Source organism: Lederbergia citri (assembly GCF_018343625.1).
Classification (GTDB): domain Bacteria; phylum Bacillota; class Bacilli; order Bacillales; family Bacillaceae_C; genus Lederbergia; species Lederbergia citri.
The window spans coordinates 296,972-323,306 of record NZ_JAGYPG010000001.1 but is presented as its reverse complement, the minus strand read 5'-3'; the positions used below and the strand labels follow the sequence as shown (position 1 = coordinate 323,306).

Here is a 26,335-nt window from a genome sequence, read left to right as displayed (position 1 = left end):
AAATGGAGGATTTATAAGCCATTAGGAGGGATTCTTTTCTTCCTGTACAATATCAAAAATTTCAATTGCAGTAATATCAATATCGTCAAATTGATACTTTTGTTTGTTGGAATCCTTATCATATTCCTCAACTTCAAATGTTTTTGTTACAGGAAAATATTTCACTTGGCATAAGGTTTTTCCATTTACTTCAAACAGTCTTTGAGGGACTTCTTCATTTCCTTCCGTTTTTTGCATCGATTGAAGCCGTTGAATAATACTTAATAACTGTGACATTTTTTAACCCCTTTCTTTTGGAAAGACAAAAAGATTATAAACGAGATTGGATGGAGAAAGCAAACCAAAAAAGATATGTAGCAGAATTTTAATAATGACCTTTAGCCATAGCCTTTGCAAATAAAAAGCTTTTTAGACTAAAATGCAAAAAACTGCCCTAAACGGACAGTTCAAGTATAGGATGTGAAAAGAAATATATATCATTCTTCTTTCATATTTATTAAAGATTCGTTGAGTGAAGCCAATGCTTTTATAATGGTTCTTTTTCGATTATACCCTTTAACATTGACAGATAAATCATTCATAGAAGCAGTGACTTGACCCCATGAACCGTAAGGCCTAAAGCCGTAAATATATATTTTAATCATTCCGGTGTTTGTAGGAATAAAAATGTTTTCAAATCTATTATTTTTCCTCATCTTATCATCTCCAGTTCTTTTTAGAGCGTAAAAATGGGCATAGATAAATATAACATTGTTCCTAAGGGAAGTACAAGAGGTTATAGAAATTTTCCATAATTCGAAAGCTTCTTCCCTTGAAGTCATTTCAATGCTATAATATTAATAATTCAGACTTTTATAATGAAGGAAAGGGGTTCCTTGTATGGATAATCGCACCAACAACCTTTTAGAACCAACAATTCAGAATCTTTCACAAGCAATATTCACAGTAAATCGCCATGCTAAAACTGCTATCAACCCCAAATTTTTATACTCTCTAAAAAAAACTGCCTTGAATAAAATGATTCAAGAAAAAAAAGCTACGAAAATTGGACTTCATTTTTCTAGAAATCCCAAATTTAGCCAGCAGCAATCCGATGTTTTAGTTGAATGTGGAGATTATACTTTTCACATTCCGCCAACTAAAGAAGATTTTGAACATTTGCCTCATCTTGGACATCTTGATCAACATTCCCGCAATCCAAAAACCCGCATGTCACTAAATTTGGCAAAACAACTTCTAATTAATTATACCGGATTAAAAGAAGAGAAAAAAAATCAACAAACATTAACCCAAAAACCCGTTTTCAAAAAACTAGGTGATAGTTTTTTTTAATGTTCTCGCAGCGAAAGAAACCCGGATCGAATCCGGGTTTCTTGTTGCTTAGGAAATTATAAATTGGAACTTTGTGGATAACTTTTTAGAAGATAGTTCCCGTCTAGCTCGAGCGCCTAACGACTAGCAAACTTTCAGTTTCTTCCTACGATAAGTTAACATCTGCACGCCATTTATGTCCAGCTACGGGCGCCACCCCCTCGAGGTCAAATAACCTGAGTCATTAAAGTCAAAGAGCGACTTTTTTGACTCAGGTTATTTGCTTGTCGGAGCTGATCAGGCGCCTTCCACTTTTCGTGGCCACCGTGTTTCCTTTATCTAGTCAGAACCCTAAAGAGAAACGTCGACGGACCCACATCCTGTGGGCCTGTACGTTGCTGGACAGGCGCTTGCGCTTTAGTTCTTTATAAAATATGTTGATCGATTTTAATGACTAATTCATTTATTTCAGGCTTGCTTACCTGATCTGCAGCCCCGACTTGTTCACCTTTATGGCGCAAATCTTCTGTTATCAAGGAAGAAAAAATAATAACTGGTAATTTGGATATTCTATGATTCTCTTTAATTCTTTTAGTTAAATGATGGCCATCCATCTGAGGCATTTCAATATCTGTAATAACAAGTTGTACCTCATCATAGATATTTTTTCCTTCATTCACTAAAGATTCAATATAAGAGAGTGCATCCCTTCCATTTTCGAAGAACTCTATGTTCTCATAACCAGCCATAGATAAAGTTTCATTAAGAAGCTTCCTTAGTAATGGTGAATCTTCTGCAGCAATAATTCTCTTACTGGAACGTTCCCTTTCTCCCAGTTTTTTAATTTTTCCTACATGGATTCCTGCCTCAGGATTAATATCGACGATAATTTTTTCAAAGTCTAATAATAAAATCATGCTATCTAGATTATTAATGACCCCTATAATTTGGGAAGAATCAACATCGTAAAGCTCTGTTGGTTTTTCGATTTTGTTCCAAGAAATACGATGAATTTTAGTTACATTATGTACATGAAATACAACTTTCATTAAATTAAATTCCGCTACGATAAACTTTTCTTTCGCAGGGTCATAAGAACCATTCTGGGCTAACCCTAGGGCTTTTTCCAAACTTACGACAGGCATGACTTCCCCACGAAGCTGCATAATTCCTAATATATTTGGATGTGCGTGAGGAATAGATGTAATAGGTAAAGGATTAATAATTTCCTTTACTTTCAGTACATTAATTCCAAAATTATTATTATTAATTTCAAACTCGATAATTTCCAGTTCATTCGTCCCGCTTTCAAGCAGAATTCCAGAATGATCCTCCATATGCTTTCCTACCTTTCAATGCCTTTGATCATATTTAATCCCAATATTTTATCAAGGCTTGTGTTCCATTATTTTCTTCGCCTTGTTCTGCAAGGGAATCATACATTTTTTTCGCTAATTCAAGTCCAGGCAAATGAATTTCCATTTTTTCAGCCTCTTCTAACGCTATTCCCATATCCTTAATAAAGTGTTTAATAAAAAATCCCGGAGAATAATCTTCTTTAAGAACACGTGGAATTAAATTAGACATTGACCAACTTCCTGCAGCACCGCTACTGATTGACTTTAATACAGATTCAGGATTCAGTCCTGCCTTTCTAGCGTAAACAATCGATTCAGTAACCCCTATCATGTTTGAAGCAATAGCAATTTGATTACACATTTTTGTATGTTGACCTGCGCCAGCTTCTCCTTGATATACGATATTTTCCCCTAATATACTAAAAATAGGTTTCATTTCCTCGAAGGTATTAACATCGCCGCCCACCATAATTGAAAGTGTCCCATTTTTCGCGCCAATGTCTCCACCGGAAACCGGAGCATCAAGAGTATGTATTCCTAATTTTTTTCCTTCTTCAAAGATTTTCTTTGCCAATGTCGGAGTTGAAGTAGTCATATCAATAAAAATAGATTCTTTTTTGGCACCTGAAAATAATCCATTTTTTCCGAAATAAGTTTCTTCAACATCATGAGGATAACCAACCATTGTAATAATAATGTCGGCATTTTCTGCAATTTCTTTAGGAGTATTCAACCACTCTGCGCCATTTTCAAGTAATTCTTCTGCTTTTTCTTTAGTTCTACTATATACAAAAAGTCGGTAACCTTCTGACAGCAAATTTTTCGCCATACTTTTTCCCATAACACCTATACCAATAAAACCTATTGCCTTCTTAGTACTCAAAACAATTCCTCCATTAATATCTATATTGATCTTAGTTTTCCGCCATCAACAAAAAAACTGCTTCCAGTCATATAAGTATTTCCTTCTGATGCTAAAAACACGACTACCTTAGCAAACTCTTCAGGCTTTCCATCTCTTCCTAAAGGAATACTTTCTTGCGCTTTTTCTGCTATTTCGTCGACAGAAACATCTTTCTTATCAGCATTTGCTTGGTCTAACTGTTTAATTCTATCAGTATATATTCTACCTGGAGCAACAGTGTTCACCAATATATTGTATGGAGCAAATTCGTCTGCCAATGTTTTTGCCAATCCAACGATTCCGATTCTGAAAGTGTTAGACAAAATCAATCCAGGGATAGGTTCTCGGATTGATGATGAAGCGATATTTATTATCCTTCCCCCATTTTTTTTCAAATAAGGAAGTGCTTCTCTAATAATTCTAATATAAGATAACAAATTCAATTCAAAAGACTTTTGCCAAGCTTCGTCACTCATATCTTCAAATCCTCCGGCTGGAGGACCACCTGCATTATTGACTAATATATCGATTCCACCAAATACTTCAACAGTTGTTTTTACCATTTCTTTAATTTCTTCTGGATTCGTAATATCGCACCGTACCCAGCTTACGTTTCCACCATTTAAACTCTCTAATACTGTATGTACTGACTTTAGTTGCTCTATGTTTCTACTTGCAATCATTACATTTGTACCTTCTTTAACAAACTGCTCTGCTATTGCCTTTCCCAACCCTTGACTGGATGCCACGATCAATGCGTTTTTGCCTTTTAATCCAAGTTCCATTAAAAATCCTCCAATCAATAAGAAATTTATCCCTATTATACCACTTTCTACTTCTTTTCTAATTAAAATACACTGAAGACTGGTTTATTAATATGTATATCAAATTGGGTTTAGAAAAGCTTCATTACGAAATAAAGTTGGGATTTTGCGAATAATTTCGATTTTCATTGAGTTAATCGCAAATTAGCGCGGGATTCACGAGTAATTACAATTTTCGATAGAGTTAATTTCGAATCAACAACCTTTTGCCAAAAAAAAAGAATAAGGCTTTCCTATAATTATAGGAATAAGCCTTAAACCATTAATAAGGTCCTCTAATAAAATCCTTAACCTTTTCATTATAAAATTGACTAAGTCGTTCAAGTTCTTCTGTTGAAAAAGATTTCTCATGAAGCGCGCTTAAATTTTGCTCGATTTGACGCTGATTTTTAAAGCCTGGAATGACACAGCTAATTTCTTTCTGATCCAAAATCCATCTTAAAGAGGCAGTAGCCATTGACGTTCTACCATCCTCAATCCATCTCAATTGATTAGAAAGCTCTACACCCTTTTGGAATCCTAAACCAGCAAACGTTTCGCCGACATTAAATGCTTCACCATTTTCATTAAAATGACGATGGTCATCTTCTTCAAATGTATGAGTATCAGTAAATTTACCTGTCAATAATCCGCTTGCAAGCGGGAGCCTCACTAGTATACCGACTTCTTTCTCTTTTGCTTTCGGGAAGAGTTCTTCTAGCGGCTTTTGCCTAAAAATATTAAAAATTACCTGAAGTGCTTTAACATTCGGATTCTCTAAGCAAAACAATCCTTCTTCAACCGTTTCAACACTTACTCCATAATGGCGTATTTTACCTTCTTTCTGTAAACGATCTAGTACTTCAAACACTTTTCCGTCTTTTAAAATTTCAAATGGCGGACAATGAATTTGGTACAAATCAATAGCCTCTCTATTGAGTCGTTTTAAGCTAGCTTCACAGTAAGTTCGAACAGCATCGTATGTATAATTTTCTTGAGAGTGTATGTCCCCAGCTCGACAAAATTTAGTGGCTATAAAAACTTTATCTTCCTTCCCTTTTGTAGCTTTAGCTAAAAGCTCCTCACTATGTCCATCGCCATATACATCCGCAGTATCAAAAAAGTTAACTCCTTTATCTATTGCATATTCCAATGACCTTAATGATTCATCATCATTCGTTTTACCCCAAGCCCCTCCTATTGCCCATGTGCCCAAACTTACTTCACTTATATTTATGCCCGTATCTCCTAAAGGTCTATAGTTCATCATATCCATCCACTCCTTCCGGTTTTTACATTAATTATTGCTGCTTTAAGAAAAAAACGTCGAGATTTAGTCTTTCTCAATTTAAATACCCTCTTGCTTAAAAATAAACTATGAAAAAACCGGGGTATTCTCGGCGTAAATACAAAATATCACACACCCGAATAAGCCATAAAACCACCATCAACCGGTATACTTATCCCTGTTACAAACCCGCTTGCTTCATCATCCACAAGCCATAATAATGTTCCTAGTAAATCCTCTGGTTTTCCTAAGCGTCTCATAGGAGTATGCGCCAATATTTTCTCAGTGCGTTCTGTATTTGTCCCGTCTGAATTTTTTAATAAAGAATGATTTTGACTCGTTAGAAAAAATCCAGGTGCTATAGCATTAACACGGATGCCTGCTTCTGCCATATGCACAGCCAGCCATTTTGTTAAATTCTCAATGCCTGCTTTTGCGGCACTATACGCCGGCACCTTTGTCATCGGGCTATAGGCGCTCATTGAAGATATATTTATGATATTCCCTTTGCCTTCGACCATTCTTCTCGAAAAAACTTGCGTCGGAAGTAATGTTCCAATAATGTTTAAATTAAAAACAAATTCAAATCCATGTAAAGTCAAATCAAAAAAAGTCTCTATTTCTTCATCTTTCAAATCTTTCATATTAAATATTTCATTTGTCGTCATGCCTTCAGGATGATTTCCGCCGGCTGCATTAATTAAGACATCACAATTACCATACATATGAAGCACTTCTTCTTCAGCTCTTTTAACACTTTCTACATTTACGACATTACATTGAATAGCTATGGCTTGACCGCCTTGGCTAATGATCTCATTCGCTATCTTTTGCCCTTTTTCAAATGTACGATTTAAGATTGCTACCTTCATTCCTTGTCTTGCAAGCTCTTTTGCCATATAGCTTCCTAAAACTCCTCCGCCACCAGTTATCACAGCGGTTTTCCCTTCTAATCTCTCAAATATTGGAAGCATTTAGTTCACCTCTACCTTCTTCATCAAAATATCATATACCGATGAATGACAATCTTTTTATATAAAATAATACGGATACTTCTGCTTTAACATCTCTTTTTCAATAACCGCCATTTTGAGGTGGCGTTCCATCATTTGGCTAGCTTCTTCTGGTTTTTTTTCTAAGATTAACCGATAGATTGATTTATGCTGCGAGATGATACTTTCCCAATTTGAATCTTTAGATAATCTCAATAATCTCAAACGATTAAAATGGCTATTTAATAGCTGCAGCATTTTCCATGTCCGCGCTTTACCTACTCCAGTAAATAAAATTCGGTGAAATTCTTCATCCAGTTCATAAAGCTGATAAAAATTATTTTTCCCACTACAAATTTCTTGTAATGCGAGATTCGTTTCAAGACGAAACATGTAATCATCAGGAAAATCTTCACAAGCTAAAATAACAATTTCTTTCTCAATCTTTTCCCTAATAAATCTCCCTTCTTCTACATAATCAAGATTGATTCGTGAAACGATCGTACCGCTTTGAGGGATAATATCCAATAATTCTTCCTGGGACAATTTCATAAAAGCTTCTCGAACCGGAGTTCGACTAACATTGAACTCATCTGCAATTTCTTTTTCTGAAATTTTCGTACCGGGCTCAAGTTCGAGATTAAGTATTTTCATTTTAAGTTTATTATAGGAATAATCCCTAGTAGATCCCCGATGTTCTTCTTTGTTAATCACATAAAATCCTCCATTCAAATAAACGTAAAACATAACATATTAATTACACTAGTATACTATAATATTTTAAAAAAACTAAGCCGAAAGAACCCCGGCTTTAGTTATATTATTCTTTATCATCTATATTGAGTTCAATAAGATTATTACTCGGATCTAGACAAAAGACTTGGATGAATCCACTTTTACTCCCATGGTTTTCTAACAACGGAACATTATTTTCCATTAAATGCTTAACTGCCGCATCGTAATCTTCTACTCTAATGGCGATATGACCATCCTTCGTATCAACATATTCTTTATTTCTTAAAGTGTTTGATTCAGGATGAACAATTAAATGAAGCTGCTGGTGACCTATTTCATACCATGCACCGTTAAAATCAAAATTAGGACGCTTTATTTCATTTAAACCAAGAATATTCCCATAAAAATGTTTACATTCTTCTAAATTAGTAACTGACAAACTAATATGGTGTAAACCGATTATTTCAATCATTAACTTACCACCTTTCACTTATGAATCATTTGCCCGTCTGTTTGAATTCTCATCGCCTTTTCCTGTGCAATGATACATAATTCAGCAGCTTTAAATGCATGAGACTGTGGCATTGCGTTCTCTGTCCCATTTAAACAATCTAAAATAAATTCTCCAAAAAACGGGAAGCCAACTTTCCCATAGCATTCAAAATGCTTTTCCCCATCTTTATTAACTAAATATACGTGATCGGAAGTCGAATCACGAGCAATATCAATATATTTTCTAGCCTCTATGTATCCTTCCGTACCCAGTATAACCACTCTTCCGTCTCCCCAAGTTCCTAGACCATCTGGAGTGAACCAGTCTACCCGAAAATAAAAGGTTGCCCCATTATCCGCAACTAAAGTAGCGTCTCCAAAGTCTTCAAATTTTTCATATTGGGGATAATGATAATTTCCTACTTTACTATGTAAAACCTCAGCATCCTTAGCTCCCGCATAATATAAAAATTGTTCAACTTGGTGACTGCCTATATCACATAGAATCCCCCCGAAATATTTAGGATCAAAAAACCAATCGGGACGATTTTGAATATTAGCGCGATGCGGACCTGTCCCCATAACTTGGACAACTCTCCCTATAGCCCCTTCTTCAATAAGCTGACCTGCAAAAATTGAACTTTCTACATGTAATCTCTCACTATAATAAATACCCCATTTAAGTCCAGTTTCAGATGTTTTCTTTTTAGCTTTTTCCAATTGTTCTAACGTAGTGAATCCAGGCTTATCGACAAAAAAATGTTTTCCGTGATCCATAGCTTCGAGACCAACATCCGCACGTTCTGAAGGGATGCTTGCACAAGCAATAAGATGAATCGATGGATTGTTTAATATCTCTTCCTTGGAAGCCGCTGCATGTGCGTTAGGATACGCTTCACAAAATTGTTTAACTTTTTCAAGATCCGTATCGTAAACAGCTACAATTTCTCCACCAGCCTCTATAAGCCCGTTTGTCATTCCGTAAATATGTCCATGATCCAAGCCAATCGCCGCGAAAAGGAACTCTCCCTTATCAACAACCTTTTTGATTTTAGTTCCTTTTGGAGCATAGTTCATTCCATCATTTTTGTTCATGTATGAATTCCTCCTTCATTATTGCTTCAGTTAGCTGTTAGAGTATGAGAGTCAATTTCATCAATACCGAAAATAAATATACCAATATGTATAGGTTGTAAATACAATTTGTCTAAACTTCGGAAACTTTTAAAAAACTTTCTTATTGAGATAATATCATAATTTTATAGAAAAAATCCCGATTGAAGGAAGTTATATTAATTTCTTTATCTCGAATGATGATCATCTCGGTAATTTTCATGCAATCATCAAGAAATTCAATAACGGAGGAATTTTAGATATATTATTAATACATTTCTATACCAAGTTTATCTGTAAGGTGGTAGAACGAAAATATGTATAGTAAAATTTAAGCGAGAATCTGTGAGGTTTTTTGATGAAGAACATTATGGCTATACTGATTGAAAATAATCAAATACTGAGATTGATGAATATTTAAGTTAATCCAAAAGATTACTGAAAGAATTTTAGTGAGGTGTTCCATGATGACAAAGAGTAGATTGAATCCTAAGGTTGATGAATTTTTAAGTAAAGCAAAAAAATGGAAAGAAGAATATGAGAGGTTAAGACATATCGTTCTAGATTGTGAGCTGACCGAAGAATTTAAATGGATGCATCCTTGTTACACGTTTGAGAAAAAGAACATCGTTTTAATACATGGATTTAAAGAATATTGTGCACTTTTGTTTCACAAAGGTGCCTTGTTAAACGATACCCATGGGATCCTAATTCAACAAACAGAGAATGTACAGGCCGCACGACAAATACGGTTCACCAATGCTCAAGACATAGTTGAAATGGAGCCCATTTTGAAAGAATACATATATGAAGCCATTGAAGTGGAAAAAGCCGGTTTGGAAGTGAATTTTAAAAAACATACAGATTACATCATTCCTGAAGAACTTCAAAAAAAATTCGACGAAATCCCTCCATTGAAAACTGCTTTTGAAGGTTTGACTCCGGGACGGCAAAGAGCATACATTCTTTATTTTTCTGCCCCCAAACAATCCAAAACGCGAGTGTCAAGAATTGAAAAATATGTTCAGCAAATTTTGAATGGGAAGGGATTAAATGATTAATACGACTTTTTAATTTGTCCATTTAAACAATGAGCTATTTTTAAAATTTGCCGTGCATTCTATTATTCACATATAGTTTAAAATATTGTAAAAGGACTGTAATTGGTCCTTTTCTTTTCTTTATTTTTATTAATTGAATCAATTATTGAAATACAAAAAAGGAATACGTGTACAATTCCCCAAAGTTAGCCTGCAGAGATAAAGGTGCTTAATTTCTTTGTAAAGGTTTATTTATTATTTATTTTAAAGAAATAATTTTTTCTTTGAGAAGTCCGAATACACGTAGACTCCTGCGGGAAGTGATTGATAGGCAAGACCCCGCAGGGCAAAGTACGAGGAGGCTTGCCACTCGCCCGCGGAAAGTGAAGTGTATTCGGACTGTGGGCTATATGCAAGAGATTTTAGTCTTTGATTTTTCAGAAAAAGTTATGATGAGATTGATTCAATAAACGACATAATTCAAAAAAGATTAGCAAGTAAAGAAATAAAAAAAGCCAGACAATCGTCCGGCAAAAAAAGGGGGAAAAATGAGAATGAAATGACTAGGAGATCGTCATATCAATCATGATTATTATTCTATACCACCCTTTTCAAAAATATACACTTAAAAAATATTACAATTATATTACATTATTTTATTATGGATGAGCTCCATTACTTCATTTACTGTTTGTAACCTCAATGCATCCTCAGCTAATTGTTTCATTTCATTTTGATCAAGCTTTTTAATTAGGCTTCTTGCCTTTAATATTGAAGATGCACTCATTGAAAACTCATTTAAACCTAGCCCTAAAAGAATCGGAATCGCGATCTCATCACCAGCCATCTCTCCACACATGCCAGCCCATTTTCCTTCCTTATGTGCAGCATCAATAACCATTTTGACTAAGCGTAAGATAGCAGGATTGTATGGTTGGTATAAATACGAAACGCGTTCATTCATTCGATCAGCTGCCATTGTATATTGAATTAAGTCATTTGTTCCAATACTGAAAAAATCAACTTCTTTCGCGAATTGATCAGCTAATACAGCAGTAGATGGAATTTCAACCATAATACCGATTTCTATTCCATCCGCAACTTCAACGCCGTTTTCTAAAAGAGTTGCTTTTTCTTCCTCTAATAAAGCTTTGGCAGCTCTAAATTCATCAATCGTCGCAATCATTGGGAACATAATTTTCAAGTTCCCAAAAGCACTTGCACGCAATAATGCTCGTAACTGGGTACGGAACATCTCTTGCTCTTCAAGGCAAAGTCGTATCGCTCGAAAGCCAAGAAATGGATTCATTTCACTCGGCAAATTTAAATAAGGGAGCTGTTTATCGCCACCAATATCAAGTGTTCGAACAACGACTGGCTTACCTTTCATTTTTTCTAGAACGGATTTATAAGCTTCAAATTGTTCATCTTCTGTCGGCAACTGACTTCTTTCCATATAAAGAAATTCAGTTCGATAAAGACCTACTCCTTCCCCGCCGTTAGCTAGAACATTATCAACATCTTGAGGAGATCCAATATTCGCAGCTAATTCAACATGCTTGCCATCGCGGGTTTTGGTAGCTTCATCTTTGAGAAGAGCCCATTCAGCTTTTTGTAATTCTAAATTTCTTAAATCATCTTCGTATTTTTTAATGATTTCTGGTGTTGGATTAATATGTACTTCACCGTGCAATCCATCAACGATTACAATATCACCATTTTCAATACTACTCGACGCACTTTTTGTACCTACCACAGCAGGGATTTCCATGGAACGAGCCATGATTGCAGAATGAGAAGTACGTCCACCAATATCAGTGGTAAACCCTTTTACAAATTGCTTATTCAATTGGGCAGTATCTGATGGTGTCAAATCTTCTGCAATGATTACCACTTCTTCAGCAATCAGTCCAGGGTTCGGTATTTTGACCCCTAGCAAATGGGCAAGAACTCGTTTTGAGACATCTTTAATATCCGCAGCTCGTTCTTTCATATATTCATTATCAAGCTGTTCAAACATAGATACGAACATATCGGTTGTTTCTTTCAAAGCAGTTTCTGCATTAGTCATATCTGTATTAATTTTTTCTTCTATGGATGACAATAATTCGGGATCACTTAGTACGAGAAGATGAGCATCAAAAATTGCGGCTTTATCCTCTCCTAAGTCAGCTAATGCTTTTTCCCGAATTATCTCAAGATCCGCTTTTGCAGAATTAATTGCCTTTTGAAACCTGCTGATTTCATCATCAGCATTAGAGATAGCGGTTTTACTAAATGAAAGATCCGGCTCAACAAGCCGATATGCTTTTCCGATGGCAATTCCAGACGATGCAGCTATCCCTTTTAAAATTGTGGACATTACTCAGCAAGTCCTTCTTTTTGGAACAATTCTTCAATGCCCGCCATTGCTTCTTCTTCATCACTGCCATCTGCACTAATTGTAATGTTAACTCCTTTGCCAATTCCAAGTGACATTACACCCATGATGGATTTTAAGTTAACTTTCTTGTCCTTGTATTCTAGTTGTATATCAGATGAAAATCTGCTTGCAGTTTGCACTAACATAGTTGCAGGTCTTGCGTGGATTCCTGTGTCTGATGTTACTGTAAATTGTTTTTCGATCATTCCAATCGTCTCCTTTTCCCAAAGCAATATTATTATCCTACCTAATACAAAAGTAGCCAATTTTGGCTGTTTCGTCAATGGTTGAGCATTAAATTGCAAGAAAAAAATAAAAAACATCGATTTCGACTTTAATCATTCATATTTTTACTCTTTTTTTACCATTTTTTCTTTTATGGTCTTTATTTCTTCCATAAAATTTTTGACCTCTGTACTAGTTGCATTTACACTTCCGTATCGAACACTTTCATAAATATTCATCGAATCTGTAGATATGTTTATATCAATTCTTTTAAACCAGTCTCTAAATGATTCATTTGAATGACGCCCTAATTTTCTCTTACCAGCAAATTTATCGAGTGACTTTATCTCTCTTCTTATTACATTTTCAATATCGCTGTACACAGGACCTATATTATTTCTATCCTGATATGTTGAAACTTTAGTAATAAAGGGGTTAAGGGTTTTATCTTGCACTCCTTGATATGGACGACGAGTTTTATATTTTTTAAAAAAATAAAAGATGATAAAGCATAAGATGATGATACTAATGACTAAGACAATATTATTAGCAACTTGTGATGGTTCAAGATTTAAAATAATTTCTGAATCGTCACTGCCGAATTCATTCCCTTGAATAAATTGATTTGCATTATCTTCCGTTTGATTTAACGATGATGTCGGAAATAATTTTATAATGGGCTCTATAATAAAAAGAAGAAACGTTGCAAACAATGATAACAATTGATCGAGTAACTTTCGTAAATAATGGTTAAAAAGAAATGCTGCTAAAAAAGCAACAGCAAAAATTCCCATCATCCCAACAAATACCTTAAGTAACAATAGATTTTTATCAATTATTCTGCTTTCAAAATACCTTCTCATAAATGTCCCAAATGAAAAAACAAGAAACTGTACTAATAAAAGCAACAGAACAGGATACAAAAATGGTAAAGAAAAAATAGCAGCAATCATCCAAATCACAAATGCCGTAAATACCGTCGCTACTAATATTCCTTCTCCCCCATCTACGGAATCATATATGTCATTCTCTATTTCCCTGCTTAAAACGAAGTAAAGAAATACTGTCGAGAAAAGAAAGATCCAAAAGGGCAATTGGGTAGATACACTTAAAAGAAAAAGAATAGGTGCAGTAAATGCAATAAAGTTAAAAGAAAATCCTTTTGTATTCATACGTTGTAAACCTAATAAGATTACACTGCCCACACAGACTAACAGTAAAAATGGCCAAGCAATCGTATAATAATACGAGTCCATTACATGTATTGGAGAAATAATTAAACTGACTAGAATTGCTTTTAATAAGAAGCTTCTAATTAACCCCCCTTGTGAATATACCTCGCTCATCATACTGCTATATTCTTTTGTTTCCATTGCTTTAATACTCCCTTATTATTTACTTCAAAGATTGAGCGTCCTGTTATAGCAATTTCTTGAAGAACTTTTTGCGTTTCAATTGTTTCCGATCCTAAAAATGTAATCACTGAAGGTAATTCTTCGTTTTTTAGAATACTTAACATCTGTATAGGCGGAAACAAAAGTGATGAAAAAGAAAGAACCGTTAAAAACTCAAAGGCGGCTTGCCTATGCTTTGCTCCGGAACCTTCTTGCAAATAATAAAAAGGGGTGCTCCCAAAAGATCTTACATTAACGGCAAAGGAAAAAGGTATCTCTTCTTTTAAGGCGTAATCAATGATGAATGCTGCTTGAGAAATCATTTCTTCTAGTCTCGCATTTATGGAATAGTGTTCCGATATATTCAAGATAATCAACCATCCACGTGATGCAATGGGTGAAAAAACTTTCGACTGTAAGGTTTGCATTTTTGCGCTTGCTTTCCAGTGGATATGGTGGAAAGGATCTCCCGAAAAATAATCCCGGACACCAATTGGCTGCATCGAATCCACAAATAAAGAGGTTTTGACATCTTGCAATCCTTGTTTATTGTTAATAACAAAATCTGATATATGGACTGGATTTCTTTTCGGATACACGAGAATTTGTGAATTAATTAAATGTTGGTACGTTAGATCCACATACCCACTGCCATATAAGTGTGGAATTCTTACCGTTATCTCCCTTATTTGCGATTTCCCTCGTTTATTTCCAATGACAGGGATCAAAATCTCTTTCTCTTCATTTTTCCATATAATGAAAGGAATAGTTATTTCTACAAGCCCGTGATTTATACGATAAGGAAAACCTTTTGGAAGAACTGACTGATCGAATGTCATGATTATGCTAGCTTTTAAGATAGGCATTCCATTATTAATAATTTTTATTTTCCACTTGCCTTCATTATCAATTACGAGAAAGCTTTTTTGCTTCACATTTACAATATCCAACCCTTTGCCTGCGATTTTAAAATAATACGAATGTAATAGTAAAATAATGAGGCAAGATATAAAGATAAACAAGATGAGTAATAGATTCGCCAAAAAAGCTATTATAATAAGGAACAATAAAATATATGTAGTATAGTAAAGACCCTTATTAGACGAATTTGAAAAACGATACCACTGAATCATGCTTCAGCCTCTACTGGAACGGGAACTGTTTGTAATATCTCCATAAAAATTTCATCTATCGTTTTTGTAAGGGATGCTTCTATTGATAATTGAAGTCTGTGAGCCAAAACAGCTTGTGCAACGGTCATAACATCATCAGGGATTACATAATCTCTACCTTTTAGAAAAGCGGCTCCTTGACTTGCTCGAATCAGTGCTAAAGCTGCTCTCGGACTAGCGCCAAGCTCAATCTCGGCATGTTCCCTCGTTTGCCGAATGATGGCAAGAATGTATTTCTCAATATCCTCGTCAACTTTAGTCTTTTTAACTTGTGCTCTCAGACTAGAAATTTCGTCTGAAGATATAATTGCTTCAACATTAGTATAAGGATCAGTCTCTCGAAATCTTCTAACCATTTGCAATTCCTCTTCATAACTAGGATATTGAACAGCTAACTTCATAAAAAACCGATCCAATTGTGCTGCAGGAAGAGGAAATGTACCTTGCTGTGTATCAACAGGATTTTGAGTTGCGATAACCATAAACGGTTCTGTCATTTTCATTGTTTCACCATCTATGGTCACTTGTTTTTCTTCCATCACTTCCAATAAGCTTGATTGCGTCCTTGGTGTAGCACGATTTATTTCATCAGCCAATAATATATTCGTCATTACTGGTCCAGGTCTTAATTCAAAATCCTTCGTCTTCGGATTGAAATATTGTATTCCAGTCACATCGCTTGGAAGAACATCTGGTGTAAATTGAATTCTCTTGAATTCACCATTAATGCTTTTCGCAAACGTTTTTCCTAGTAAGGTCTTCCCGGTACCGGGCACACTTTCCAATAATACATGTCCCCCCTGTAACAGAGAAATAATTAAAAAATCAATTTCTGTTTCTCTTCCGATTAACACTTTCGAAACTTCGTCTTTTAATTTTTGTAGTTTTGTTAGCAAGGCAATCCCTCTCCTTTAATGACAACATTATAAAATTTCAAAATTTGTCTATTTTTTGTATTCTTCAATTTATATCATAACTTTTTAAATTTGTTTTTCAACTTGCACTTTTATAAAAAATAGTGCAAGATATTACCAAAAGCGTTTTACACCTTGAAATCACACTAGAAATAGATGAAAAAGCAAGGGGGAGTTAGTGTTGAAAATCGCCGAAGTTGGCAATATCATTGAATTTAAGGATGGTCTCAAAGGGATTGTTGAAAAAATAAATGAGAACTCCGTCATTGTAGATCTAACGTATATGGAAAATTTTCGCGATTATGATTTAGAAGAAAAAACGGTTGTTAATCATAAAAATTATAAAATAATTCAAGATTCAGTAAACGTTTGATGCAAGCGATGCCGCTTGCATTTTATTTTCGTTTAAGGAATGATTAATGGGGAAATCTTTGAATAACATTTAAAATCTAGAAATGGATATTTTTACTGGAAAGGAAAGCAAATGAAAAGAAACATAATAGACTGGAAGCTAATAATCGGATTTATTTTGGCATTTTTATTAATTTATTTAACATTTGAAAGCAACCAAGTATTTTGGTATTTATATACAGCAACGATGTTGTTTTTAATCAGTTTTGCCATTATCAATGAAAAACTAGACGATGAAGTTTCGACAAGACACTACATTTCCATTGGAATCCTTTCAGGAGTTGCGCTTTTCTTACTATTTGCAGCTGGAGATTGGATCATTTCTTTTTTACCAAAAACCTTTAGTTCACAAATTACTAAGCTATATAGTCGTTTTTCGCTTGAATGGATATGGCATTATTTTGTTTTATTTTTTATAGTTATTCCTGGTGAAGAAATTTTTTGGAGAGGATTCATCTTAAAAAGACTGATGAGAAAAATGAGAAGTGGAAAAGCTATTTTGGCTTCAGCATTTATCAATGCAATCGCCTTTTCCCTTTCAGGATATTTTATTTTAATGATTGCAGCATTTGTAAGTGGTCTCGTTTGGGGAATCTTATATGCATGGAAAAGAAGCATGCCATTATTAATCGTTTCTCACATCGTTTTTGATTTACTCCTTCTCATCATCTTCCCTCTTTCCTAATTAATAGAATATCAAATTGTAACGTTTTTCTTCAAACATCGTCTAACCTAGCAAACGGATATAAACTAAGGAGGAAATCATCATGTTGAAAACAATAAAAATAGTCGCTGCTTGCGTTTTAGCAATGCTTTTACTAGCAGCATGCGGAACTGGTGGCCGTGAAGCAAACCTATCAAATGGAAACGGTGCTGGTGGGAACCAAGAAGAGAATAATGCACCTGCAACAGAAGAAAAAAAAGCTGATGATGCTGAAAAAGATAATACTGAAACAGACACAGATGAGGAACAAAGTGCAGAAAAAGAAGATTCTTCACAAAAAATAAGATTATTAGAAATGAATATTACGTATGAAGTGAATAAAGAAACGAAAGAAGATACTGCTTTCTTAAAATCCAGCGATAACCAGGACTATTCACTTTATATTTTGCCAGAATTTGAATTGACTGCAGAGGAACCTAATAAAGATGTCCTTTATTTAAAAGAAAATGATCGCCACTTTATGAGGATTGAAATTCTTCCTTCTGAAACAAATATGGATGATGCTGTCGCAACGATGAAAGAACAACTAACTGCTGTTAATTCCGAAGTTACACAACTGGAAGCGAAAGACTCTCAATGGTTGGAAAATGCACACATATATCAAGCAGAAAAAGATGGTGAAATCGTTACAGCCTATTTATTAAAAAAGGATGATCTTCTCCTTAAGTTAACTGTCTTCACTACAAAAGATGAAAATTATTTAGATCCCTTCTTAAAAATGGCAGAAACAATTGAAAAGAAATAATGAAAGCGGCTATTCGTTTAGCCGCTTTTTCCTGTTTTTTAGAAAATTATAAATTGGAACCTAGTCGATAACTTTTAAGAAAGTCGTTCCCGTCTAGCTCCAGAGCCTAGCAAACTTTCGGTTTCTTCCTACGATAATTCAACATCGGCTCCCCTCTTATATCCAGCTACATGCGCCAGCCCCTCGAGGTCATAAACCCACGTCAATAAAGTCAAAGAGCGACCTTTTTGCCTCAGAACATTTGCTTGTCGGAGCCCAGCAGGATGCGGGTCAGGAAGGCGTTGAGACGTACATGGATGTACTAGTGCGGGCGAAGCGACAGGACGTCGCTGCCTGAGACTGCAACAGGACGTTGCGCCATTAGCCTTCCTTCTTTATACAGGCGCCTTACGCTTTTCGTGGCTCACCGTGATTCCTTTATCTAGTCAAACCCTAAAGAGGAACGTCGACTAAAACTGCCACGTCCTTTGGCGACATCGACGGACCCACATCTATTGGACCTGTACGTCGCTGAACAGGCGCTTACGCTTTTGTTCTTACAGGCTTCAACCAAAGGATGAACAAAAATATCAAACTGACGTATCCAAAAAAAGGATATAAGATTCCGAGCAATTCACCGTAATTTACTCTGCTGATCATATAGACGAAAACAATGATTCCTCCGTGTATCCAAATACTCCCAATAGATATGTAGCGATTTATTTGACGCTCCAATCCGTACATATTTCCGATCAACGAAGTAAAAATTTCACCATATATAATGAGTAAATAGATGAAATAGATACTGCTAGCAGCACTTTTTACGATAAAAGCCATCGGAATCTCAAAAAGAATAGCATTCGGAAGTGACGTTAAAATAATATGACTAGAAATTAAAATAATCGTTAATAATGCTCCTCCAATCCAGCCTCCAAGTTTAACAATGACTTTCTCATTAATTTCAACTGCAACGGGTACAAGAACAGCTTGAGCAAGAGCGAGGTTAAATGCAGCATATGAAAAAGCGGCAATGATTGCTTTAATGCTAATAAAACCTTCTGGATTATGAAGTAACGAAGTAAGTATTTGTTTGTTTTCAATAGAATGGTATAAAAGAATAAAGTTAAAAAAAATTAACATGGGCACAACAAAAGTATTTACTGCAAATAACCCTTTTACACCTAATGCCATAACTATCAGGGCAAGAGCAATGGTGACAAATGAGCCAATTGTATGTGAAAAGCCAAGCTGTTCAGTAAAAAGGGCTTCAGCTCCTGACAACATGACTGCGCATACGCCTAATAACATAATCATTATAAACACATTCATAATTTTAGATAATATTTTTCCAAATAAATATTCATTAAATTGCTCGAAAGAAGAAGCTTGAATATCAATGGCTTTAATCATAATCTTCGTCCCGAGAAAAATAAATAAATAGCCTGCTATTAAAATAGATATAAAACCCCAAAAACGATATTGTGTAAAAAACTCAACGATTTCTCTACCTGTTGCAAATCCAGCACCAATTACCGTACCCACATAAACTGCAGCCACTTGTAAAGCGCCTGTCCATTTTTTCAATGCGTTGCCCCTCTTCAACTATTTTTTTATCCTTTTAAACCATATGTAAGAGAACGAAAAAAAATCAAAAAATATTAAAAAAAGCTTGAAAGTCAAAAAAGGTCAGTGTATAATGTAAACATAAGGTCAAAATAGGTCAATACATTTTCCTATTCCGACTTTTTTATTTTTCGTTAATTGGTCAAAGTTAGTCAAAATCAAATTGGAGGATTGATATTTATGTTATGCAGTAAATGCCAAAAAAATCATGCAAACATTCAACTCCACTTAAATATGAATGGTCATAAAAAAACAATGCCTTTATGTTCTGAATGCTATGCAATGGAAAAAGAAAAACTAAATGCTTCTATGAAAGGTCCAAGTGGATTTGAAGATTTGTTCAAAGGTTTTTCTATGCCTGAGAATCAATTTAATAAAGTAAAAACTAAAACTTCTAATGGAAACAATGGGTTTCTAGATCAATTCGGCCGAAATCTTAACGAAGCTGCTAAGACTGGTCTAATCGATCCTGTTATCGGGCGTGAAAAAGAAATTGAAAGAGTCATTGAAATCTTGAACCGCAGGAACAAAAATAATCCTGTCTTAATCGGGGAGCCTGGTGTTGGTAAAACGGCCATTGCCGAAGGACTTGCCCTAAAAATAATTGAAAAAGACGTTCCTGCAAAACTAATGAATAAAGAAGTTTATCTTCTAGATGTTGCTTCTCTTGTAGCGAATACAGGTATCCGTGGACAATTTGAGGAAAAAATGAAGCAACTCATTACTGAATTACAAGAACGTAAAAATATCTTATTGTTTATAGATGAAATTCATCTTATTGTCGGTGCTGGTTCTGCTGAGGGTTCAATGGATGCCGGCAATATTTTGAAACCAGCTCTTGCTAGAGGAGAACTTCAAGTAATCGGGGCCACTACATTAAAAGAATATAGACAAATCGAAAAAGATGCTGCCCTTGAGAGACGTTTTCAACCTGTTCAAGTAGGTGAACCTTCAATTGATAAAGCGATAGAAATTCTAGAAGGCCTAAAAGAAAAATATGAAAACTATCACCAAGTCACATACAGTGACGCTGCGATTAAAGCCTGTGTGGAACTATCAAGCAGATATATCCAAGATCGTTATCTGCCAGATAAAGCAATCGATCTAATGGATGAAGCAGGATCAAAAATAAATTTATCAATGAAATCACCAAAATATGAAGATGTACAACAACGAATGGCCGAAATTGAACAAGAAAAACAAGCAGCACTATCTGAAGAGAACTATGAACTAGCCGCTAAACTTCGTGACGAAGAATTAAGTCTTGAAAAATCACTAAATGATCATTCAGACAATGACAAGCCTACCGTTGAAGTTAGTGACATCCACAATATTGTTGAATCGAAAACCGGTATTCCTGTTGGAAAACTTCAAAGCGATGAGAAGCTAAAAATGAAGCATCTTGAAGAAAACCTTGCTAAAAAAGTGATTGGTCAAGAAGAAGCTGTAAAAAAAGTTTCTAAAGCGATTCGTCGAAGCAGAGCAGGATTAAAAGCTAAAAATCGTCCTATTGGCTCCTTCCTATTTGTCGGTCCAACTGGTGTAGGTAAAACAGAATTGACAAAAAGTTTAGCTGAAGAGCTATTTGGAACGAAAGATGCGTTAATTCGTCTCGATATGAGTGAATACATGGAAAAACATAGTGTATCTAAATTAATCGGCTCTCCCCCTGGCTATGTCGGCCATGAAGAAGCTGGCCAATTAACCGAAAGAGTACGCAGAAATCCTTATAGCATTATTCTTTTGGATGAAATTGAAAAAGCTCATCCTGATGTACTGCATATGTTCCTGCAAATTCTCGAGGATGGACGCCTTACTGATAGCCAAGGAAGAACAGTCAGCTTTAAAGATACTGTCATTATTATGACAAGTAATGCGGGAACAAGCGGAGTGAAGGAAATCCAAGTTGGTTTTGGTAAAAGCGATGTTATGAAAGAAACAAGTATTCTTGACTCCCTCGGTTCTTTCTTTAAACCGGAGTTCTTGAACCGCTTTGACAGTATCATTGAATTTAATAAACTTGAAAAAAATCATTTACTATCTATCATTCAATTACTACTAAATGAGCTTGAGCTAAGTCTGACTGAACAAGAAATGAGTCTTGAAGTAACTGATGAGGTAAAAGAGAAATTAGTTGAACTAGGCTATCATCCAAACTTTGGTGCCCGTGCCCTTCGCAGAGTTATCCAAGAACAATTGGAAGACAATATTGCTGACTATATCCTTGACCATCCAGAAGAAAAGAACTTAAAAGCTGTATTAAGCGATAATGATATTACTTTAATTGCACGTTAATAAAAACAAAAACAGTCCAAGCCTAAAAGGTTCGGACTGTTTTTTTGTTTTGAAAAAGGCTAATAAAGGTTTCTTTAGTCTTTTATTAATACTTAGCTTTTTTACTTCTTGTTCCAGCACCTATCGACTAGAAAATTTCTTGTCCTTCTCTTTGTGTGAGTAAACTTCGTTTCGCTTTTCTCACAACAAGGTCTCAGCCCCATCAATATAGATTTCAGAGCCAGATATATGGCTAGATGCATCGGAAGCTAAAAAGTGAATAAGGTTGGCGACTTGGTAAGGCTTGCCTGGTCGATCCTCAAGTGGATGACTTCCCTCAGGATATTCTACTGGAATTTGCACACTTTTAAGTTTTTCTTCGTTTGGATGTGTATTTTCTCCAATATTAGTTTCAATTGCACCTGGACAAATAATATTTACTCGAATTTTATATTTTGCTAATTCTAGAGCGGCCATTTTTCCAAAAGCCATTTGTCCTGCCTTTGAACTGCTATATGCTGACATACCTATTCCAGAAAATTTACGGTTCCCATTAACAGAACTCGTAATAACGATACTTCCTCCATCTTTTTTTAAATGAGGGATTGCATACTTTACAGTTAAAAATGTACTTTTTAAATTGGTTGAGATTGTTTGATCCCAATCTTCTGGTGCAAAGTCCTCAATTGGTGTAACTACTCCATTTATACCAGCGTTTGCGAACACAATATCGAGACGACCAAATTCTGAAACTACTTGATTAACGGAGCTTTCAACCCGCTCAGGATCAGATAAATCAACATCCATTATGATCGCCTTTCCGCCAAATTGCTCAATCTCTTGTTTTACCTTTTCTGCCTTCTCCTCTTTCAGGTCAAGAAGTCCAACAGATGCACCAGATTTAGCAAGCTTAATAGCTGATGCTGCACCTATACCAGAAGCAGCACCTGTTACGATAGCCACCCTACTATTTAAAGACATTAATGAATCTTCCAAAAGGTAAACCTCCTTCATTTTTCTTTTGGACAGTTTACCCATTTTCGATCATTCTAGTCTTTAATTTCCATACTTATATGTGGCTGATCCTTTTACATTCGTTTTCACTCTAAATAACCCACCTGTATGAGGATACTCATTCAATGTTTCTTGATCCAAGCCAGTTCTAGCAGTTGTTATATATAATTCGTTCATATTATCACCGCCAAAAACACAAGAAGTTACTTGTGGAGCAGGAATTGGAATAGAATCCAGCATCTCACCGGTATTCGGATTCCATTTTGTAACACGATATCCACCCCAATGTGCTACCCAAATATTCCCTTCCTCATCAGATGTCATTCCGTCTGGAACTCCCATTCCATCTGGGACTTGAACAGCAACACGCCGATTTGAAATTTCACCAGTTTCGAGGTCATAATCAAATGCAGCTACTTGCTTTGTAGGTGTATCAATATAATACATAGTCGAAAAATCAGGGTTCCAGGCAATACCATTTGAACAAGTTATATTATCCAATACCTTCTTGACATGACCATTTGAATCAAGTACATAAAAGTTCCCTTTTCCTTTCTCGCCATCATAAGGCATTGTTCCCGCCCAAAACCTTCCTTTAGGATCGCATTTTCCATCATTAAATCGATTTTTTGGTAAATGCGCCTCCGGGTCTGAAATCGCTGTCAATTTCCCCGAAGGTAAGTCAATTTGATAAAACCCACTTTGCAGAACTGCTACAAGTCCTCCCTTCTTTACTGGTACGACCGCTCCAATATGCTCATTTAATTGAATTTTGTCCGTTTTTACCGACATAGGTTCATATGTATGAATACACTTCCCGAGAATATCAACCCAATATAAAACGTTAGAATCTCTGTCCCATGATGGGCCTTCTCCAAGTTCAGCCTTCACATCCAGAATTAATTCCACTTCATAACTCATAGTTCTACAACCTCCAATATGTAATTATGAAAAAGCTCCGACTATAAATAATCGGAGTTATTACAAGAAACTCATTTTTCCATTAACTTTTTTAAGTTCTTTATATTTACTTTTGAACTTTCCATCGGATCTCCATCGAACTGTTCTTGTTCAATGATGAACCATTTCACATCATTTTTGGTTCCGACATTTAGTAAGCTTTCAAGATCTAAGCTTCCTGAACCAATCTCAATACTTCTCTTTTTACCGTTCTCTACTGTCATATCTTTTAGATGAAGGGATACTACCCGATTGCCGTACTGGTTAATAAGGCCAAGTGGATCAAGCTCTGCAAAAGTTGCCCAATAGCAATCAAGCTCAATTTTTACTACTTCAGGATCGGAATTTCCAAACAATAGATCAAACCCAGTTGTACCACCAAATGTTTCAAATTCAAAATTATGATTATGGTAAGCAAATGTGAAGCCTTCTTCTTTACAAGCTTGTCCAATTTTATTGAATTCTTCTGCAGTTCTTTTCCAAGCGTCTTCGCTATCGCGATATTGAGGAGCAATGGCTGGTACAATTAATAGATCATTGCCTATTTCCCTATTATATTTAAACGTTTCAGCTAACTGCTCTTCTTTAAAAGCATCAAGCATGATATGGCTCCCTGCTACAGTAATTCCTTTTTCATCAAGAAGCTGCTTTAATTCATGAGCTGGAGTATTAAAATAGCCGGCAAATTGAATGGCTTCATATCCCATATCAGCTACTTTCCCAACTGTTCCAAGGAAATCTTTTTCTGCGGCTTGTCTAACCGAATATAATTGTAAAGCTGCTTTTCCCAAAAAAATCATCCTCTCAAATTGTAATTTCCATCCACCATACTATTCGACTCTAGATTGCGAATTCCTTTTATGTACAGCAATTATTTTGCATAAGGAAGCGAATACTGCCACACGTAGCTATTTGTAACTGCAATACGATGCGTAGGTATAGATTGTTTCTTCTTAGGCGTCTGAAACATTTGATAATATTCATTTAATAGATAATCAAGCTCTTGGCTGCATTGAATTGTTTTAGGTGAATTTAAACCATAAATTTTTCCAAATAAACACATTTTTTCGCGCTTTTCCTGAATTTTCTTTAAAAATTGTGCTTTTTCTTTACTACTTCTATACATTATTTAGTTCTCCCCCATGTATTGACCTTAAAATTCAACTATGTCATTATCTCAACAATATTTGCAATTGTAAATGGATTCGCAAAATTAGACAATCTTTTTAAAAGTTGTCACTATTTCTTAACAATTGACTAAAATTCATATTAGTCGTCATGCAATCGATATGGAATCGTAATGTTACTTTTCTTCATTTCGGGGTAAAATAACGCAAACAACTATGAAATTGGTGATTATTATGGAGAAAAGAGATTACTATTTTGATAATGCGAAATTTATTTTAATATTTTTAGTCGTCTTTGGTCATTTAATCCAATCTTATATAGATTCTAATTCATTCTTTTCCACACTTTATAAATTACTTTACACCTTCCATATGCCTGCCTTTATTCTAATATCTGGTTTTTTCGCGAAAGGTTTTTATGAAAAAGGCTATATTAAGAAGATTACTATAAAGTTAATCATTCCATATTTAATTTTTCAAGTCATTTACTCCGTTTTTTACTATAACTTATACAGTAAATCAATGCTTGAAATTGATTTACTAAATCCACACTGGTCACTTTGGTTTTTGATTAGTTTATTTTGCTGGAATATAATGCTTATTGGTTTCAATAAATTGAAGCCTGAATATGCTGTTAGTTTAGCATTACTTATTGGATTAATAGTGGGATATGTGGATTGGATTTCTAACTATCTTAGTCTATCAAGAACATTTGTATTTTTCCCCTTTTTTATCGTTGGATATTATTTAAAAAAGGAACATTTCCAATTATTAACGAAGTCTCGAACAAAAGTTTTTATGGCGGGAACAATTGTCATCATTGCTTTAGTTTTTATTATTTTTCCAGGGTTAGATGAAAAGTGGCTGTTAGGTTCAAAACCATATAGTTACTTGGAAACCATTTCGGCTATTGGATTTATTAAAAGGATTGGGATATATTCTATTAATTTTCTCATGGTGGCGGGATTTTTTGCTTTTGTGCCAAAAAGAAAATTCTTTTTTACGAAATTCGGAAGAAATACGCTGTATGTGTATTTACTGCATGGATTTATCATCCGGGCTTTCCGAGGAAGTTCTGTCGAGTCATATATATATGATTCCAAGACACTAATTGTATTGTTGGTTATTACTCTGTTCCTCACTTTCTTCCTATCCAGTAAATTTGTGACTACAGCAACCCAACCAATCATTGAATTAAAATGGTCGCGTTGGAAAAAAACGATTGGACGTTTAAAAGAAAATATGAGTGTACCACGCGGGCAGAGCGAATAAGCTGCCCGCTATTTGTAGTTTTAGGGGAAGTCCTGTAAAATAG

At 35.1% G+C, this 26,335-nt stretch carries 27 protein-coding genes; 7 read left to right on the top strand and 20 right to left on the bottom strand.

Annotated elements, in window-relative coordinates:
• Nucleotides 1-21 precede the first annotated feature (21 nt).
• On the bottom strand, nucleotides 22-276 hold the full coding sequence (locus KHA97_RS01810; RefSeq protein WP_213123043.1) for a YkuJ family protein: 255 nt from the start codon (nucleotides 274-276) through the stop codon (nucleotides 22-24).
• 200 nt (nucleotides 277-476) lie between these two features.
• Nucleotides 477-695 (bottom strand): hypothetical protein, encoded by a 219-nt coding sequence (locus tag KHA97_RS01805; protein ID WP_213123042.1) that lies wholly within the window; start codon nucleotides 693-695, stop codon nucleotides 477-479.
• A gap of 184 nt (nucleotides 696-879) precedes the next feature.
• Here KHA97_RS01805 and KHA97_RS01800 point away from each other — a divergent pair, with 184 nt between their 5' ends.
• Complete coding sequence (locus KHA97_RS01800) at nucleotides 880-1,332, top strand: YkyB family protein (protein WP_213123041.1); 453 nt, start codon at nucleotides 880-882, stop codon at nucleotides 1,330-1,332.
• A gap of 404 nt (nucleotides 1,333-1,736) precedes the next feature.
• Here the strand turns inward: KHA97_RS01800 and KHA97_RS01795 are convergent, their stop codons facing one another.
• From KHA97_RS01795 to KHA97_RS01760, 8 genes are all read right to left on the bottom strand, one after another.
• Nucleotides 1,737-2,648 carry a chemotaxis protein gene (locus KHA97_RS01795; RefSeq protein WP_213123040.1) on the bottom strand — a complete coding sequence of 304 codons (912 nt, stop codon included), beginning with the start codon at nucleotides 2,646-2,648 and terminating at the stop codon, nucleotides 1,737-1,739.
• A gap of 34 nt (nucleotides 2,649-2,682) precedes the next feature.
• On the bottom strand, nucleotides 2,683-3,558 hold the full coding sequence (locus tag KHA97_RS01790; protein WP_213124271.1) for an NAD(P)-dependent oxidoreductase: 876 nt from the start codon (nucleotides 3,556-3,558) through the stop codon (nucleotides 2,683-2,685).
• A gap of 14 nt (nucleotides 3,559-3,572) precedes the next feature.
• A complete protein-coding gene (locus tag KHA97_RS01785; RefSeq protein ID WP_213123039.1) occupies nucleotides 3,573-4,358 on the bottom strand; it encodes an SDR family oxidoreductase in 786 nt (261 codons plus the stop codon).
• Nucleotides 4,359-4,659: 301 nt separating this feature from the next.
• On the bottom strand, nucleotides 4,660-5,643 hold the full coding sequence (locus tag KHA97_RS01780; protein ID WP_213124270.1) for an aldo/keto reductase: 984 nt from the start codon (nucleotides 5,641-5,643) through the stop codon (nucleotides 4,660-4,662).
• A 149-nt stretch (nucleotides 5,644-5,792) separates the two neighbouring features.
• A complete protein-coding gene (locus KHA97_RS01775) occupies nucleotides 5,793-6,638 on the bottom strand; it encodes an SDR family oxidoreductase (protein ID WP_213123038.1) in 846 nt (281 codons plus the stop codon).
• 57 nt (nucleotides 6,639-6,695) lie between these two features.
• A complete protein-coding gene (locus KHA97_RS01770) occupies nucleotides 6,696-7,403 on the bottom strand; it encodes a GntR family transcriptional regulator (protein ID WP_213123037.1) in 708 nt (235 codons plus the stop codon).
• 73 nt (nucleotides 7,404-7,476) lie between these two features.
• On the bottom strand, nucleotides 7,477-7,863 hold the full coding sequence (locus KHA97_RS01765; protein WP_213123036.1) for a VOC family protein: 387 nt from the start codon (nucleotides 7,861-7,863) through the stop codon (nucleotides 7,477-7,479).
• A gap of 14 nt (nucleotides 7,864-7,877) precedes the next feature.
• Entirely contained in the window at nucleotides 7,878-8,978 is a 1,101-nt protein-coding gene (locus KHA97_RS01760; protein ID WP_213123035.1) for a Gfo/Idh/MocA family protein, read from the bottom strand.
• Nucleotides 8,979-9,463: 485 nt separating this feature from the next.
• Between KHA97_RS01760 and KHA97_RS01755 the strand changes: the two genes are divergently transcribed.
• Entirely contained in the window at nucleotides 9,464-10,057 is a 594-nt protein-coding gene (locus KHA97_RS01755) for a YdeI/OmpD-associated family protein (protein ID WP_213124269.1), read from the top strand.
• Between the two features lie 625 nt (nucleotides 10,058-10,682).
• Here KHA97_RS01755 and ptsP read toward each other — a convergent pair.
• From ptsP to KHA97_RS01730, 5 genes are all read right to left on the bottom strand, one after another.
• Nucleotides 10,683-12,398, bottom strand: a complete 1,716-nt coding sequence (ptsP, locus tag KHA97_RS01750; RefSeq protein ID WP_213123034.1) for a phosphoenolpyruvate--protein phosphotransferase — start codon at nucleotides 12,396-12,398, stop codon at nucleotides 10,683-10,685.
• Entirely contained in the window at nucleotides 12,398-12,664 is a 267-nt protein-coding gene (locus tag KHA97_RS01745; RefSeq protein WP_233711037.1) for a phosphocarrier protein HPr, read from the bottom strand. Before KHA97_RS01745 ends, ptsP begins: the two co-directional genes overlap by 1 nt.
• Nucleotides 12,665-12,808: 144 nt before the next feature.
• Nucleotides 12,809-14,056: a hypothetical protein gene (locus tag KHA97_RS01740; RefSeq protein ID WP_213123033.1), complete on the bottom strand. Its 1,248-nt coding sequence runs from the start codon at nucleotides 14,054-14,056 to the stop codon at nucleotides 12,809-12,811.
• On the bottom strand, nucleotides 14,029-15,210 hold the full coding sequence (locus KHA97_RS01735; RefSeq protein ID WP_213123032.1) for a DUF58 domain-containing protein: 1,182 nt from the start codon (nucleotides 15,208-15,210) through the stop codon (nucleotides 14,029-14,031). Before KHA97_RS01735 ends, KHA97_RS01740 begins: the two co-directional genes overlap by 28 nt.
• Nucleotides 15,207-16,151 (bottom strand): AAA family ATPase, encoded by a 945-nt coding sequence (locus KHA97_RS01730; RefSeq protein ID WP_407658002.1) that lies wholly within the window; start codon nucleotides 16,149-16,151, stop codon nucleotides 15,207-15,209. Before KHA97_RS01730 ends, KHA97_RS01735 begins: the two co-directional genes overlap by 4 nt.
• A gap of 193 nt (nucleotides 16,152-16,344) precedes the next feature.
• On the opposite strand from KHA97_RS01730, the gene KHA97_RS01725 reads away from it, so the two are divergent.
• The 3 genes from KHA97_RS01725 to KHA97_RS01715 all read left to right on the top strand — a co-directional run bounded on the left by KHA97_RS01725 (nucleotide 16,345) and on the right by KHA97_RS01715 (nucleotide 18,043).
• A complete protein-coding gene (locus tag KHA97_RS01725) occupies nucleotides 16,345-16,536 on the top strand; it encodes a YkvS family protein (RefSeq protein ID WP_213123030.1) in 192 nt (63 codons plus the stop codon).
• A 111-nt stretch (nucleotides 16,537-16,647) separates the two neighbouring features.
• A complete protein-coding gene (locus tag KHA97_RS01720) occupies nucleotides 16,648-17,259 on the top strand; it encodes a CPBP family intramembrane glutamic endopeptidase (RefSeq protein WP_213123029.1) in 612 nt (203 codons plus the stop codon).
• Nucleotides 17,260-17,341: 82 nt separating this feature from the next.
• Nucleotides 17,342-18,043 (top strand): hypothetical protein, encoded by a 702-nt coding sequence (locus tag KHA97_RS01715; protein ID WP_213123028.1) that lies wholly within the window; start codon nucleotides 17,342-17,344, stop codon nucleotides 18,041-18,043.
• A 522-nt stretch (nucleotides 18,044-18,565) separates the two neighbouring features.
• On the opposite strand, the gene KHA97_RS01710 is transcribed toward KHA97_RS01715, so the two are convergent.
• Complete coding sequence (locus KHA97_RS01710; RefSeq protein ID WP_213123027.1) at nucleotides 18,566-19,606, bottom strand: YkvI family membrane protein; 1,041 nt, start codon at nucleotides 19,604-19,606, stop codon at nucleotides 18,566-18,568.
• A gap of 219 nt (nucleotides 19,607-19,825) precedes the next feature.
• Between KHA97_RS01710 and KHA97_RS01705 the strand changes: the two genes are divergently transcribed.
• The gene (locus KHA97_RS01705) at nucleotides 19,826-21,940 is read left to right on the top strand and encodes an ATP-dependent Clp protease ATP-binding subunit (RefSeq protein WP_213123026.1); all 2,115 of its coding nucleotides are present in this window, start codon (nucleotides 19,826-19,828) and stop codon (nucleotides 21,938-21,940) included.
• 180 nt (nucleotides 21,941-22,120) lie between these two features.
• Here KHA97_RS01705 and KHA97_RS01700 read toward each other — a convergent pair whose 3' ends face one another.
• From KHA97_RS01700 to KHA97_RS01685, 4 genes are all read right to left on the bottom strand, one after another.
• Nucleotides 22,121-22,900 (bottom strand): SDR family oxidoreductase, encoded by a 780-nt coding sequence (locus KHA97_RS01700; protein ID WP_213124268.1) that lies wholly within the window; start codon nucleotides 22,898-22,900, stop codon nucleotides 22,121-22,123.
• Between the two features lie 75 nt (nucleotides 22,901-22,975).
• Nucleotides 22,976-23,854, bottom strand: coding sequence for an SMP-30/gluconolactonase/LRE family protein (locus tag KHA97_RS01695; RefSeq protein WP_213123025.1), 879 nt, complete (start codon nucleotides 23,852-23,854; stop codon nucleotides 22,976-22,978).
• Nucleotides 23,855-23,925: 71 nt separating this feature from the next.
• Nucleotides 23,926-24,684: a sugar phosphate isomerase/epimerase family protein gene (locus tag KHA97_RS01690; RefSeq protein WP_213123024.1), complete on the bottom strand. Its 759-nt coding sequence runs from the start codon at nucleotides 24,682-24,684 to the stop codon at nucleotides 23,926-23,928.
• Between the two features lie 80 nt (nucleotides 24,685-24,764).
• The gene (locus tag KHA97_RS01685; RefSeq protein WP_213123023.1) at nucleotides 24,765-25,019 is read right to left on the bottom strand and encodes an aspartyl-phosphate phosphatase Spo0E family protein; all 255 of its coding nucleotides are present in this window, start codon (nucleotides 25,017-25,019) and stop codon (nucleotides 24,765-24,767) included.
• Nucleotides 25,020-25,254: 235 nt separating this feature from the next.
• Between KHA97_RS01685 and KHA97_RS01680 the strand changes: the two genes are divergently transcribed.
• Nucleotides 25,255-26,292: an acyltransferase family protein gene (locus KHA97_RS01680; RefSeq protein ID WP_213123022.1), complete on the top strand. Its 1,038-nt coding sequence runs from the start codon at nucleotides 25,255-25,257 to the stop codon at nucleotides 26,290-26,292.
• Nucleotides 26,293-26,335: the final 43 nt, after the last annotated feature.